This window comes from Mycobacterium helveticum, from assembly GCF_007714205.1.
In the GTDB taxonomy this organism is placed as follows: domain Bacteria; phylum Actinomycetota; class Actinomycetes; order Mycobacteriales; family Mycobacteriaceae; genus Mycobacterium; species Mycobacterium helveticum.
Genome location: NZ_VMQU01000138.1, coordinates 1 through 13,531, shown reverse-complemented (window position 1 = coordinate 13,531; position 13,531 = coordinate 1). Strand labels below are relative to the sequence as shown.

11 protein-coding genes are annotated in these 13,531 nt (G+C 64.9%); 8 read left to right on the top strand and 3 right to left on the bottom strand.

The window, feature by feature from the left end:
* From FPZ47_RS29820 to FPZ47_RS23100, 4 genes are all read left to right on the top strand, one after another.
* On the top strand, window positions 1-1,770 hold a 1,770-nt coding region (locus FPZ47_RS29820; protein ID WP_246133553.1), incomplete at its 5' end, for a hypothetical protein.
* A complete protein-coding gene (locus tag FPZ47_RS23110) occupies window positions 1,767-3,848 on the top strand; it encodes a hypothetical protein (protein WP_246859890.1) in 2,082 nt (693 codons plus the stop codon). The genes FPZ47_RS29820 and FPZ47_RS23110, both read left to right, overlap by 4 nt.
* Window positions 3,841-4,266, top strand: a complete 426-nt coding sequence (locus FPZ47_RS23105) for a hypothetical protein (RefSeq protein WP_144955711.1) — start codon at window positions 3,841-3,843, stop codon at window positions 4,264-4,266. The genes FPZ47_RS23110 and FPZ47_RS23105 overlap by 8 nt, the downstream gene beginning before the upstream one ends.
* A gap of 185 nt (window positions 4,267-4,451) precedes the next feature.
* Entirely contained in the window at window positions 4,452-5,405 is a 954-nt protein-coding gene (locus FPZ47_RS23100) for a hypothetical protein (protein WP_144955715.1), read from the top strand.
* 104 nt (window positions 5,406-5,509) lie between these two features.
* On the opposite strand, the gene FPZ47_RS23095 is transcribed toward FPZ47_RS23100, so the two are convergent.
* Together FPZ47_RS23095 and FPZ47_RS23090 are read right to left on the bottom strand one after the other, a co-directional pair.
* Window positions 5,510-8,905, bottom strand: coding sequence for a DEAD/DEAH box helicase (locus FPZ47_RS23095; protein ID WP_144955718.1), 3,396 nt, complete (start codon window positions 8,903-8,905; stop codon window positions 5,510-5,512).
* 169 nt (window positions 8,906-9,074) lie between these two features.
* Window positions 9,075-10,226: a hypothetical protein gene (locus tag FPZ47_RS23090; protein ID WP_144955721.1), complete on the bottom strand. Its 1,152-nt coding sequence runs from the start codon at window positions 10,224-10,226 to the stop codon at window positions 9,075-9,077.
* Between the two features lie 347 nt (window positions 10,227-10,573).
* Here FPZ47_RS23090 and FPZ47_RS23085 point away from each other — a divergent pair, with 347 nt between their 5' ends.
* From FPZ47_RS23085 to FPZ47_RS23070, 4 genes are all read left to right on the top strand, one after another.
* Window positions 10,574-10,768, top strand: coding sequence for a hypothetical protein (locus FPZ47_RS23085; RefSeq protein ID WP_246133555.1), 195 nt, complete (start codon window positions 10,574-10,576; stop codon window positions 10,766-10,768).
* Window positions 10,769-10,834: 66 nt separating this feature from the next.
* Window positions 10,835-12,019 carry a WXG100 family type VII secretion target gene (locus FPZ47_RS29815; protein ID WP_246133556.1) on the top strand — a complete coding sequence of 395 codons (1,185 nt, stop codon included), beginning with the start codon at window positions 10,835-10,837 and terminating at the stop codon, window positions 12,017-12,019.
* A gap of 79 nt (window positions 12,020-12,098) precedes the next feature.
* On the top strand, window positions 12,099-12,518 hold the full coding sequence (locus FPZ47_RS29810; RefSeq protein ID WP_246133558.1) for a TNT domain-containing protein: 420 nt from the start codon (window positions 12,099-12,101) through the stop codon (window positions 12,516-12,518).
* The gene (locus tag FPZ47_RS23070; protein ID WP_246133557.1) at window positions 12,490-12,909 is read left to right on the top strand and encodes an immunity 63 family protein; all 420 of its coding nucleotides are present in this window, start codon (window positions 12,490-12,492) and stop codon (window positions 12,907-12,909) included. The genes FPZ47_RS29810 and FPZ47_RS23070 overlap by 29 nt, the downstream gene beginning before the upstream one ends.
* Before the next feature lie 354 nt (window positions 12,910-13,263).
* Here FPZ47_RS23070 and FPZ47_RS28580 read toward each other — a convergent pair whose 3' ends face one another.
* Window positions 13,264-13,425 (bottom strand): hypothetical protein, encoded by a 162-nt coding sequence (locus FPZ47_RS28580; protein ID WP_168209541.1) that lies wholly within the window; start codon window positions 13,423-13,425, stop codon window positions 13,264-13,266.
* Window positions 13,426-13,531 lie beyond the last annotated feature (106 nt).

Below are 13,531 nucleotides of genomic sequence, written 5' to 3'. Positions count from 1 at the left end.
CATCAGCGCGCAGCCACCATCAACCAGATCACCGAAAACAAGATCATCACAAGCCGGCTGAAAAATCAGGGTCTGATGACGGGCTCGTACGCGACGCCAGACGTTCCCGAGGAGTCCGAAACACCTGTTACACCCAACGACGACCAGTTCACTTTCGAATGGTCTCTATACGGCGACAAGAAATCTCAGACCATCAGGCCTGCCTCGTTCGAGACGCCGGTTATCGCGGGCGAGTTGGCGGCGACGTGGGTCCAGGTGCTCACGGAGTTCGGCCGGTACGAGGTCGCTCTGACCACCGGACTCCTGGATCTGCTGCGGTCGATGGGAGCGTTGCCGCTGACCCACGATCAGAAGGGCAAGTTCGCGTTGCGCGATCTGCGGCGGGCACACCTGGACCTGTGGGAGCTCAACATGCTCGCCCGACATCGAGAGGCGAAGTCGGACACTGCCTACCGCATGGTTGTCCATGTCTTTGCTCTCCTGCGACGGTACGAAGACGATCATCCCGGGACGCTGCATGCCGACGTCGTCGACCGGTTGGCGCGGCAGCCCCGCCTGTGGCATCACCGCAACGAAGGTATGCCGGCGCTAAGCGAGGAGGAGGTCCGCGCATGGCGACAGTGGGCCTACCGAAAAGTGAAAAGTGCCCTATCTCAGCCGGATCGGGGTATCAGCGACATCGACGTCCAGATTGCCACGCACGTGCTGCTCAGCCTTGCCACTGGTGAACCGCCCGAGGTACTCCGCACCCTGACCGTTCACGACATCGAAGCCACCACCGACCCCGCAGCGGACGGCTCATTGCCCGGTCTGTCGCCGACCGACAGACTCGGCAATTTCGCCGATAACGACCTCATCGAACTACTCCGAGTTCGATACACCAAGAACCGTGCACACGAGACCTACGACGAGGTATACGCCCGTCGCGACACCGCACCGTTCACCGCGTTTCGTTGGGCGTTGATGCTCAACGCCGCTGCTCGAGTCGACTCCGGCAATCCGTTTCTCATCCTCATGAAGGACGAACGCGGCAGCATCAAGCAACCACCTTGGCGGCGCGAGCCGTACCTACTGTCTGCCATTGCCGCGCGGAACAGTCTTCCGCTATCGGGTCCGAACCAATGGGCACGGTTGCGCAAGGTTGCCACCACCCGCGAAGTGCTCGCTGACCCCAGGGCCTATCTGGCGAATGGCCGGCGTCACTCGGCGAAGACCTTTTTCGGCCACTACACCAACAGCTCTGTTCTCCGATCCGAAGCCGGTCGCATCCTCATCGACAGTGTCAACGACATGTTCGACAGCGCGATCAGCGGTCCAACGATCGTTACCCCGGACGCTGAGCAGGCCATCCGAACCGGAGCCGACGCACCCGGCATCGACCCGGACACCGCCAACGCTTTGGTGGCCGGTCAACTCGACGGACCGCACGCCGGATGCCGAGATCCCCTCGACAGCCCCTACGAGAAGAAGGGAGCCGTCTGCACCAAGTCGATCACCGGTACTTGCTTCGCATGTCCCAACGCACTCATCACCCTGCACCACCTGCCGGCCGCCCTCGCGATCCAGCACATGACACATCCCGACCGCGCCGCCGACCCGCGGATATGGCAGACACACTGGAAACCCATCTACGACACCATCACTGAGGTGGTCCTGCCGGCCTTCAACCCCGAGCAGGTCAAGCAAGCCCGCCAGCAAGCGAACCTGACACCGATCGACGCAGGCGTTTTCAACGACATTCGTGGCGTCCCGGAAGCACCGGCATCGTGACGGCCGGAACGTCCCCGCGAGAATCCCCAGCATTATGGAGGAACCCTTTCACCGCGGAGCTGCGCGTCTGGCCCCACCTTGCCGGCAGCCCGCAATACGGCGACGACCCGTGGGATCTCGCCCTTGTGGCCAAACGGGTCAACATGGGCCAGCGCTACATTCACTTCGCCGGCGCTCCGGATGTGCACCGCATGACCGTGAAAAACATTCTCATGACGGTTGCAGCCCCCGACCGCGAAGTCGTTGTAGCGGCGGGTGTCGTCCGCCGCGGCGATGGAACACCACCAGCAGGGTTATACGATTGCTTTCGCAAGCTGGTAGTCATCGCCAAGTGGTCCGAGGACAACGGAATCGCCCGCTTCGCCGACTGGACGCGAGCCGACGCCGATCGTTTCCTCGATGACCTCCGCACAGGCCAACACCGGGCGGGCGGCATCGGACTCGGCGCGACGAGTATCCGTGGTTACGTCACCGCCCTACGACTGCTGCGAGAGTGCCAGGCAGTCCTGCCTGATGCTCTTTCCTTCTTCCCCTGGGTCGGCCGCAGCGCCGCCAGCATCAGCGGTGAAGTCACGCACACCGAGAACACCACGCCGCCCCTCCCGTGGGAAACCTGGGCACCGCTCGTCACCGCATCATGGGCCATCGTCGACCGATTCAGCGATGACATCATCGCCGCCGCCGAGATTCGTGCCGCACTCCCCAAGGAGCCACGAGGACCAGCCGGAGCCAACGCCTACAACGCACTGCTCGACTGGACCGAGCAGCGTGGTCTTTTACCCCTTCATACCGGGTTCGGCCACACCAAACGCCAACGAGGAGAGCCGAATACGATGCTGCTAGAAAAACTCCTCGGCATCAATGCCAACGTCCTTAACCGGGCGAGTCACCAATACATGCCGGATGCCATGGCACTCATCAAGACCGCCGCGGCAGACCCGCAGCGGGCGACTTTCGGAGGACTACACGTGCCGACTGCCGCCGTCACCTACCTGGACGGGACAGGCGGCACGTGGGTGGAGGAGTTGGGCCTCGGCGAAACCGAGTACCTCGAAAGCGTCCTCCGCGCTGCTTGCTACGTCCTGATCGCCAGCCTTACCGGCATGCGCGACAGCGAGATCCAGGAACTCACACGAGACAGCCACACCACCAAGGACGGTCTCGCCGCCCTCAAGAGCATTCAACACAAGGGCAACGACAATCCTGGCGGCGAGCGCCGAACATGGTGGGCACCCCGACCCGTCATCAGGACGATCGAAGTTCTGGGCAACCTTGCCAGACACGACACACACCTGTTCGCTCGCAGCAGTCGCAACGTCGGCTCCTACGCCCCGAACCGAGGCATCGCCAGGCTCGTCGCCTTCGTCAACGACGACCCCGCCGGCCGGCCCGGGCGCGGACGAGGGCTCGGGCTGGAACACATTGCGACGCCGAAAGGCCGGGCCATCAACGCGACGTCTCTACGCCGCGCCTTCAGCGTCTTCGCCACCACCCGACCCGGAGCCGAGCTCGGACTGGGAATCCAACTCGGACACAGCGCCTGGCGAATGACCACTGGGTACATGAGCGACGGACAACAACAGGCCGTGCGCCTCATGGACGATGAACGGAAACGCGCTCTGCACAACGACGTTGCCACGCTGCTGCAAGACGACAGCCCAGTGGCCGGGCCGGCAGCTCACCACGTCACCGGATTCCGCGCACAGGTCATCGCCAACCCCGACCGCGCCGAACGACTCACCACGGCGCTCGCGGAGCGACTTCACCCGGGGCTCACCAATGACTGCATGTGGAACCCGGCAACCAGTAGCTGCGGCGGTGACCGCCCAAAACTCGGCGATCACGTGTGCGTTGGTGTCGACTGCACCAACGCCCTACTGCGGCCAGCACACGTCGGTGTGATCGCGAGCGCCCTCGACCGCATTGACACCTACCTCGATCAGCAGCGCGGCCACCCGGCTCTCATCGAACAGATGCGCCGAGACCGCGCGAACCTTGCCCGCATCCGGCGCGAACTCACCACCGCCGACCCAGACGACCTCTACGACGACCCGGACCAGGAGAATGAGCATGCCTAGCCCCACCCGCAAGCGCGTCAGCGATGCCGTCATGCAGGCCATAGCTGACGCCATCACGACGATCGAGAACGATGCCGACATGCCTCGGACCAAGCGGCAGATCGAAGCGCTCACCGGCAGGAGCCACGACGCCGTCGCCCGCGCATTCGTTCAGGACCGAATCGAGAACAGCTCCCACCGGCTCAACAGCCGTTTCGAGCAGCTCGCCGCGAACCTGACGAGGGGTGACAGCCTTAACACTGCTGCTGCCCGCAATGATCTGCAGACCATCGCCGAATTACGCCAGAAGAACCGCGATCTACACAACCAGCTCGACCGCTTCGCCACAGCGCTGTTCGCCCGGCACCTCGACACCCAGATCGGACGACCCGAAATCGAACTTGTCACCCGAATCCGGCGAGGACAGCGAGGGGAGTGATCCGCCGGAGAGGGCAACTCATGTCTGCGGGGGCGATGTCGCTCCTGTGGTGTGTGCCCCTCGGCGCCCATGGTCGTCGAAGGTGAACCGGAGTTGGTGTGCAGGAAGACGCTCCTGTGCCTGGGCGAGTGGCTGGTGAGTAATCTGTGGCCGAATATGTCGTAGCGGCCGCCTACCGTTACCCCGTGAGCATCCCGAACTCCCCGCAGTCTCAGACGCTGATCGAGGCATTGTTCAACTTGAAGCACAACGGGGTCCTCGGTTACATCGACGAGCGGGGCCGCAGCTGTGGCGACCTGTACGACTGGGGACTGCATCCGCACGTCGCCGAGGAGGGAAGCGCCCTCGCCGCCGACGATGCCGCCTTCGCAGCCGCGTACCCGATCACCCTGGCGGGACCCGCTGCAGTCACCGGGCATGCACTGTTCCCCGTGATGGCCGCTGCCGGGAACCTGAACACCGTCGGGATTCTGGTGGCCCGCCGCCTCACGCATCAGCAACCTCACCTGTTGGAGGTCATGAATCTGTGCCGGGTGGCGCTGGAGTCTGCTGCGCTCACCATCTGGCTGCTGAGGGACCCAGACCCTGGCGTCCGCCGCGGGCGGTGCCTCTCCGAGGAGATGGAGCAGCTGGAGCAGCAGCGCCGGTTCCTCCTGATCGACGCAGAGAACGAGGCCGGCCGCGGCGAGCGGTTCACAGAGGAGTTCCGGACCATGAACGCAGAGCATCGGCGCAAGTTCAACGTCATGCTTACCGCTGCGAAGGCGGCCTACACCTTCGACAAGCCTCCGTCGTTCACCAAGATGGTCCGGGAGTCCGCGCACTGGGTCGACGCGTACACGCCCGACACGGAGGCGATCGACGCCGGCTGGAGGGAGCGATCCGCGCGGTCCTTCTACTCCTACGGCTCCAGCTTCATCCACGGCTACCGGTGGATGACGGACTACAGCCGGGACGGCACGGTGTGGTCCCTTGTGGCTGAAGCCCTGGCCGTGTCGCTGAGTATGACCGAGTGCGCGGCGTGCCTGTACGAGGCGGCGTCCAGGGCACCCGGAGGCGCCAGACCGGAAGGTTCCTATGTCCCCGAGCGTCTCGAGCCGACGATCGCGGCGTGGTCGGCGGAGCTGTTCAGCTCGTAGCGTTCCGCTTTGCGGTGTTAGTCGCTCGCTCTGCGGGTCACGACGTTCGTGGTCGGCGGCACGCTCGGCGGCCACGAACCAGGTGGGAGCGCCTGGTCCAGCCCTTACCCAGCAGCACTCCATAGCCAGCCCGACAGGCTCGCTAGACGCGCGGCGCGCTCAGCGGGCATCTTCCCCCTGAGGTAGTTCCCCCGCTGCGTGGAGACCCACACGCCGAGAGCGAACCCATCTCCTGTCTTGTACTTCGCGGCCACACGCGCTGTCCCGTGTTCAGCGACGTAAGCGGCGAGCCTCTCGAATGCCGCGTCCCATCGGTCATCCAAGTAGCCCCAACTCCACCCTTGGATCGCTTCCAGCTGGTCGATGCGGTCGGGGGTGAGTTCGCCTCGCTTGTATAGGGAGCGTTGTTGCCGCGCCCACGCGCCCAGGCGATAGCTGTCTGGGCACTCGTAGTCGTCGGGGATGTTCACGTGGCCGTTCTCGTCGACGAATCTCAGCAGCCGGTTCAGGGCCTGGCTCCACTTGCCGGTTCGAGGGTTCCATTCCCATCCGGGCAACGCCTCGAGGACGGCCGCTCTCTCGGCGTTGAGCTTGCTGCTCTTGTACTCCTCGCGGCGGCTGCCGACCCACGTCCCCAGAGGGAATCCGTAGACGGCAAAACCGCGTGGCACCGCGGCGGTTCCATTCTCGTCCACGTAGTCCCGGAGAAGCCGCAGTCCCTGTTCCCACTGTGCGGTATTCGTGTTGCTTACCCATCCGGGGAGGCTCTCCAGGCGTCGGCGTCGGTCGGCGCTGAGTCTGTCGAACTTCGCGCGGTTGTTGATGACCCAGTCGGCGAGCTTCACACCGTCAACCACCGTTCCGTGAGGAACCCGCGCGGTTCCGTGCCGACGTGCGTACTCCGCGACCAGCGAGAAAGCCTTGTCCCACTTGGCGTCCGACGCGGACCACACCCAGCCAGGGAGCTGCTGCAGGCGCTCGATGCGGTCTGGTTCCAGCTTGTCCTGGCTGTGCCGAGTGCGCTGGAAGTTCACCCACGCCCCCAGGCGGAACCCGTCAGGAGTCTCGTACGGACCGGGGATCAGGGAAGTGCCGTGTGCGGCGGCGTACTCCGCTGCGCGGCGGTACCCCTCGTCCCAGCGGTTGGCTTCCAGGCTCCATACCCACTCGGGCACCGCGGCGAGGCGTTCACGGCGCTCCGCAGACAACTTGCCGCTCTGGAAGTCCCGGCGCTGGATCGCGGCCCAGTCGCCGAGCGGGTAGCCGCGGTAGTCACGGGTAGCAGTGATGAGGGTGTTCCCGTGCTCGGCGATGTACTCCAGCAGGTGCCGGAACCCCTCATCCCACCGGCTCTCGTTTCGGTCCCATACCCACCCCGGCAGCGCTTCGAGGAGCGCCACCTGTCGGTCATCGAGCAGCGCGCGGCGTGCCCGCTGGTTGATCACCCACCCGCCGAGTCGGTAACCCATGTAGCGGCAGTCCACGGTCGGCGTGGCCGCCCCATGCTCGTCCACGTGCCTCTGCAGCAGTCCGAACCAGAACTCCCACGGCCCGCTGGTCTGCTCCACCAGCCGAGTGTCGAAAGCTCGGGCGAACTCCGCTCCGACATGCACCGGCAGGTCGAGGTGGATCTTGCCCGGCAGCTTCGGCACACCACCACCGCCGCGGCGTCCCATCTCTCGCCGCAGCGTGTCGATCTGCTCCGCCAAGTCGTCGTCGTGCGCCCGCAACGCCTTGATCACGTTCCAGACCGGCTTGAACACGGAATCGTCGAGTGCGGCTTCGGGATCCGCCTCGGTGTCGATGAACACGGGGATGACGATGGTGCCGACCGTCTTGTCGTCCGCCTTTCGGATCGCTCGTCCGACAGCCTGGACGATGTCCACCTCGGAACGCCGCGGGTCGATGAACGCGACGCCGTCGAGGGTGGGGACGTCCACCCCTTCAGCGAGGCACCGCGCGTTGGCGATCAGCCCACGTTCGCCGTCGTCAAGGCTCCGCAGACGTTGCAGCAGCACGTGGCGTTCGCCGGCCGTCATCGCCCCGGACGCGTATCGGGACCACAGTCCGCCGGCAGGGCGTTGCCGAGCCGGCATCCAGCCAATCACGTCGGGCATCTCGGTCGCGAACCCCTGCGCTCTCGCGACCCGGGAGTGGAAGCTGATGACGCGCCGCAGGTCGTACTTGCGCATCGCCTTCGCCAAGCCGATCTGCCCGGCCAGGGAACGAGCGTCGGTGATCTCCTCCCCATTGCGGGTGACCAGGGTGCCGTTGTCCGCGTAGGCCCGGTATGTGGCGTCGTCGACCCCGACGATCGCCACCTGGTAGTCGGTGAGCAGGTTGCGGCGGATGGACTCGCTGAATCCCAGCCGGTGGAACAGCGGGCCGAACTTGGTCTGGTCGTCCATCGAAGCGACTTCGAGATCTTCCTCGCCCGCGGCCTTGATGACCCGGCCGGTGAAGTACCGCGGCGTGGCGGTCATAAACAGCCGCCGGTGTGCTCTGATCCGGTCGCCGTCGAGCACAGCCGAAAAGTCCGAGGACTGCGGCCCCGCGCATCGGTGCGCCTCATCGGCGATGATGAGGTCGAACGCCGGCACCCTGCCCAGGGTGAACGCTTCGGCGATCCGCGGCGATGACTGGTAGGTGCAGAACACGACGCGGGTGCCGGACCGCTTGCGCAGGAACGCGGCGATCTCACCGGGGTCGGTGGTGACCGGCAGGCCGAGTTCGCTGACGTGTTCCACGGGGATGTCCTCGGCGCGGGACACCGTCTCGTCCGAGCAGACTGGCAGCGCCGCGACTCCCGACCGGCCCTGTGTCTGCCACACCCGCATCGTCTGCTTGAGCAGCGACAGCGACGGGACCAGCACCAGAGTGCGCTGCGCGTCGAGCTCCGCGGCGACGAACTGCGCGGTGAGTGTCTTGCCCGTGCCGCACGCCATGATCAGCTGGCCACGGTCGGCGGTGTCGAACCCGGTGACCACGGCGTCGATCGCTACGCGCTGATAGCCGCGGGGCTTCGCGGGTTTCGGAGGCGGCGAGGGGCGAAGGCGCGCCGGGTTGGCCGGCCAATTCACATCGGCGGTGAGAAGGTCGCTGAGTCCGACGAGCCCGATCGCCTTCTGCTGGGCGTCGATCGTGCGGCGGCCGTTGGGACTCAACCTGTCGGTGGTGGCGATCAGCAGCCGGTAGGAGAACGCGGCCCGGGACGACTCCGCCAGGAACGTGTCCACATCGGCCTTCGTGACGGTGTACTGCGGGTCGTAGGCCTTCGCCTGAACTGCCCACAGTCTCCCCACCTGGTCTTCGGCGACCAGGTCGATACCTGCGTCCGCACCCCACCGACCGGGCCAGTCATCCCACAGCCAGACTTTTCGGAGGGCGGCTCGGTACTGCGGGTCGTTCGTCAGGTACCAGCGGCAGATGTGCTCGAACTGCCTGCCCCGTACGCGTGGATCCGCGGCGAGGGTGGCGAACAGGTCGGTGAAGGCCGGCATGGTGTCGAAAACTACTCCCGGTGAGCGACATCTCCGCCGGTACGACGCGTCGCGGGTGCCTGCTCGGCCTCATTCGGTGTGCCGGTTTCCGTTGCGCGCGCATGTGACCGTGAGGTGGTTTACCTCCCCGGGCCAGCGCTGCGCTGCCAGCGGAGCCTGCCTGCCTCGGTCAGTGGCCTGTGTGTCTCGATACCTGCTCATCGAAAAACAAGAGGAGGCTCGTGGCGAAGAGCAGAGCTTGAATTGCGTTGCGCCGATTGAACTGTCGCGGGCTGACCGTATGGGCAGTCGCGTTGCGGCTGAAAGTGCTCGGAACTCGGTCGCCATCTTGCACCCAGAACTGCTGATACGCCTGCCACATGGGGGCGAATGCGATGAACTGGTGGACTGTGAACTCGTCGTAGGCGTCGGTGGTCCGCTTGCCTTTCCTGTCGGGCGTGTAGTTCGTGCGGTCCTTGCCGAAGTAGGACGTCAGGAGACTGTCGATTAACGAGCCCGTGAGCGCCTGCGCTGCTTCGGTGTGGCTGTTGTCGAGCGCATTCAAGGCGGCTTCAGCGAAAGGCGCATAGGGTGCGACAGCCTCCGACCTGAGGCTCTCGACAGCCTTACGACAGTCCGCCGAAATTCCAGTCCACCGTCGCCCGAGAATCTCGCGACGTTTGGCAGCGCTTTCAGCACTGATCAGCGCCTCCGCGATAGAACTGCGCGGGACGCCGTATAGCGCGATGCCGTCGGCCATAACGACGTTCTCCACGTCCTTGAACATAAGGTCTTCGATCCCGCGAAGGTTTGGCGGATAGAAGCTCTTCCTCAAGCGCTCTAGCGTTGGTCCCAGTGTCTCGAGCCAAGATGCTTGCTGAGCGGCGAACTGCTGCGCCAGCTTGGAGATGGAGTCACTGACCCCAAAGTCGAACGTCTTCGTCAGGTTCGCGCCCAAATTGGCGAATTGTGCCTGCGTGGCGGTATGGGATTTGAACAGGTCGCTGCTGATTCGGTTGGACTGCGTCCTCCACCCATTCTGAGCGTCGAGCAAGGGCTTGAGCGAGTCGACCAACTTCGACTGTTGGGCCGCGATTCCAGACAAGCCCGCGAGGCGGTTGAGCGTGGACTCGGGGAGCGAGAAGGAGGAGAGCTTGGCCGCGCTAGCGGCCATCTTGGCGAAGGCGCTCGTGTCTATGATGCTCGGGATCTCGAAGTCGACCTTCGGTATCGAGGTGGCCTTCAAGTCGATCAGTAGAGGCCGCTGCCGCTCGCGCTCGTCAGGGGTGAGCTTCCAGTGCTCGCTCTCTTCGGGGTCGTCGGATGAAGGGCCGGAAGTCACAGTGGCAGGCTACCGACAACTACTGACAGCTCCACGTTCACAGCGTGGTGGTGGGCCCCATCACCGGCGACCGGTTGCCGCCAAGGATCACCGCGCCACCTCTGATGTCGACCGTCGAGGCAATTGCATCTCGGCTGTTTCGAGACACGTACGCGGTCAGAGGCAATGATGGGAAGACACTCTGTCCTGCCCCACACGGATGGAGCAGCGTACAGATGACACGGAAGACACCGTGAATATGACAGATAGCCCCACACGGGTGAGGGGCGGTTTTCCGCGGCGCGATTTAGGATTCGGGGCGCATCAGTGGGGAGCCGCAGGGGGTATTCCTCAGCCATGAGGACGGGTTGGCCGGGGCGGCGCCGGGCTGGGTGGGGTCCTCGCAGCTGGCGTTGGCTGAGCTTGCCGCGCGGTGGGAGGCCCGCCACGACCAGCACCAGGTGGCGGTGGACGGGCTGGGATCGCATGTGGCCGAGGCGATGTTCGGCTACCTCACGAATGAGGACGAGTCGGCGCGAGCTTTCAGGTCGGTGCGGGGGTAGGGGTGGCGCGTGGGGGTGTTGACTCCGTCTGATGTCAACCGTTGGGATCTCGGCGCGATCCAGCAGGTGTTCGCGACGGCCAGCGGGCGGGCTGGTTCGTTGCGGCGGTTGGGGGAGAACCTGCAGCAGGTCGACAACGTTCTCGGTCGCTGGCACGGGGAGGCCGGTGCGGCGTTTCGCGCGGATCTGGGCAAGGTTCGCCGCGACGTCGAGGCCGACGGTCAGGAGTCCAGGCAGGTCGCTGCGGCGGTGTCGCGTGCCGAGGGGGACGTGCGTGCGTGCAAGCGTGAGCTGGCTGACATTCAGCGGGCCACCGACGCCAAAGGCTGGACCATCACGCCGGACTGGCGGATAGATGTCGGCGACACCTGGATCGGGCGCGATCCTGTGGAGTTCGCCGCCCAGCAGCAGGCGCTGCAGGATCGGCTGATTGTGTTGAAGGCGCATGCGGACAGTGCCGATCACGAGCTTGCCGCCGCTGTTCGCGGTGCCGTCGGTGGCCCGGCATCGGGCGGGGTGCCCGATGCCGGCGGCGGGGAGCGGCCGCGGTCGCTGGAAAACATGCTGTTGCCCGCCGGCTCCGCAGAGTCCGGGGGCGGTAACGGCTCGCCGTCGAACGCGCACACTCCGGTGGCTGGCACCGCGGGCAAACCGTCGTCGCTGCAGGATCTGTTGTTGCCCACTGGCAGGCAGCCGAACAGCGGCCAGGGTGACCAGCCGCCATCCGGCAGTCTTTCGGACCTGCTGAGCCGGCTTGATCAACCTGTGGTGCCTGGCGCGCCGCTGCCTCGGCTCAAACCCGCGGAGGTGGACAGTTTCAAGGCGACTGCTCGCCAAACCTTGGCCCGCGATGGTGTGCCGCCGGATCAGATCGAGGCGCGCCTGAATGACATTGTGTGCCGCACTCAGCAGTGGATCGACAACGGGATGCCCAACTATGTTCCCCCCGAGCCGAAGCCGCCCCCGCCGCCCGGATTCGGCGAGGGGTTCGGTGATCGCTGGTTTGCCACCGAACAGGGGATCAAAAACCTCATCGGGCAAGGCGGACCGGGCGCGCCCGGGGGCTCGAGTCGTGGCAGCAGATGCTCAAGGGTACCGTCGAGACCGCCCAAAACCCGCTCGGCGCGGCGGCAGGGGAAATCAAGAGCGCGGTCGACTCACCCAGCCCGGCTTACTATTTGGGCGCCAAAGCCTCCGACGGTGCCTTCGCCCTGCCGGGGATGCTTTCGGCGGGGAGGGAGCCGCCGGTGAAGCAGGGCTTCCCGGGGACACGGTCACCGAAGGTGGTGCTCCTTTGTCCGTCGTGCGCGGCTGGGCCCCTACGGGCGGAATGACATGGGACGAGTTTGCGTCGCAGTTCGGCACCCCGGGTTCGCGGAACTACCCCGTGAACGATGGTTTTCCGCCAGGGCATGTGCCCCAGCCCGCCCGGCTGCCAGAGGGTGCGATCATCGACCGATTCGGGTCGGAGTACGGCCGCTATCTCTCACCCGATGGCACGCCGTTCGCAGATCGCGCATTGGCGCCGGAATCGGTTGGAGGGGACTACAACCGGTACCTGGTGACCGGGAAGCCACTGCCTCCGGGCTGGCAAGTCGGCGAAGGACCCGTGCAACCGTATTATGGCCAGACGCCATCGCCCGAGGGCCTTCAGTACATGATCCTGGGTCCACATGGCGTGGACGTGGGCGTCAAAGAACTCGTGGACAGGGGAATCCTCGATGAATACGGACCGCGTCTTGGACGATAAATCTACGGAACTTCAAGCTGAGATCGATCGCTTGTCGGAAATGCTTGGGGTTCGGCCGATGCCTGTCGGATTGCGAACAAACGACGGTCTGAATATCTACGTAGCCGATGACGGCTCGTATCACTTCACTTTCTACGAGCGCGGAAAGCTCGGTTTCGACCGGGTAGGCAGCCTCGATGACCTCCTTTACTGGTACACCGAAGGCGTCGTCACTCACGAAGCGGCCAAGGCGGTGGGGGATCGCGCAGAACGCTTCAAATACGAGTATCAGGTATTAAGTCAATTCAACGTCGGATGGGCGAAAAGGCGGATGCGCGAACTCGCTGCTATTTTTCGTAATGGCCAGCCAGAGGACATTTCCTTGCTTCCGGACATCGGTGAAGCTTTATGACGCCAGCGCGCGCGGCGTATACGCGCAGGCCATAGTGTCGGCGGGAATGCAGGGTGTTTGCGCGGAACTTCAACTTGTCCAATGGCGCCGACGCTCCAACTGGGGTCATGATGGTCAATTCCCAAAAAGTCGCAGCGGAAACGTGCACACCTCGCAGCCAGATGGCAAGCCACGTCGGACGCATCGGATACGTCCTCGACCTCTCGGATCTATATCCGGCTTTTCTGCAGAAGTGAAAAACAGTAGGACCACCGCTCGCGGAACCCGGTTTCGCTTTGGATCCGGTGGGCGAGAGCCCTGACCAAGGCGGGATTGAACGGCGCGTCGCCTACTCCCGGTGATCGGTGCGGCGGGTCAGCGGTGATGAGGCGGTTGCTCGTCGCGGAGCCGGCCCTCGTCCCACGCCGCGCGCACCTGATCCTCGTCGCCGTACCGCTCCAGGTCCTCGGGGGCGACGCGCACCCGCGGCGGCTTCGGTGCCTCCGGTGGTGGCCGGTGCGGGGGTGCGGTGGACACGAAGCGATTGTCTCAGTTCCCGATGCTCAGACCCTGATTTTTCAGCCGGCTTGTGATGATCTTGTTTTCGGTGGTCTGGTTGGTGGTGACTGCGCGCTGATGGGGG

Bases quoted from the DNA above. Each gene is read 5' to 3' on its own strand.
- FPZ47_RS23105 (WP_144955711.1), top strand. From the start codon at position 3,841: ATGCCTAGCCCCACCCGCAAGCGCGTCAGCGATGCCGTCATGCAGGCC.
- FPZ47_RS23095 (WP_144955718.1), bottom strand. From the start codon at position 8,905: ATGCCGGCCTTCACCGACCTGTTCGCCACCCTCGCCGCGGATCCACGC.
- FPZ47_RS29810 (WP_246133558.1), top strand. From the start codon at position 12,099: ATGACATGGGACGAGTTTGCGTCGCAGTTCGGCACCCCGGGTTCGCGG.
- FPZ47_RS23070 (WP_246133557.1), top strand. From the start codon at position 12,490: ATGAATACGGACCGCGTCTTGGACGATAAATCTACGGAACTTCAAGCT.